The organism is Micromonospora echinofusca, from assembly GCF_017614955.1.
Taxonomy (GTDB): Bacteria; Actinomycetota; Actinomycetes; order Mycobacteriales; family Micromonosporaceae; genus Micromonospora; species Micromonospora echinofusca_A.
In genome coordinates this window covers 1-393 of sequence record NZ_WVUH01000766.1, presented here as the reverse complement: position 1 = coordinate 393, position 393 = coordinate 1, and the positions used below count along the sequence as shown (strand labels likewise).

Annotated in this window: 1 protein-coding gene; it reads right to left on the bottom strand. The window is 68.7% G+C overall.

The genetic code is table 11. The features are described 5' to 3' along the window. A partial coding sequence (locus tag GSF22_RS34300) for a pantoate--beta-alanine ligase (protein ID WP_208818009.1) occupies nt 1–393 on the bottom strand: 393 nt, incomplete at both ends.

Here is a 393-nt window from a genome sequence, read left to right as displayed (position 1 = left end):
GGTCGAGGTCGCGCGCCATCTGCGTCACCACGCGCAATTGCTGGAAATCCTTTTCGCCGAAGATCGCGACATCCGGCCGGACTTGCGTGAACAGCTTGCCGACGACCGTGGCGACACCGCCGAAGAAGTGCGGGCGGAAGCGGTCCTCGAGGCCGGCGAGCGCCGGCCCCTCCGGCGCGATGCGGGTGGCAAACCCCTCCGGATACATGGCCGCGACGCCCGGGTGCCAGACGATATCGACGTCCTCGGCCGCGAGCTTGGCGATGTCGGCCGTCCAGGTGCGCGGATAGGCGCCGAAATCCTCGGTCGGAGCGAACTGGGTCGGGTTGACGAAGATCGACACCACGACGCGGCTGGCGCGCCGCTTGGCGAGGCGAACCAGCGACACATGCC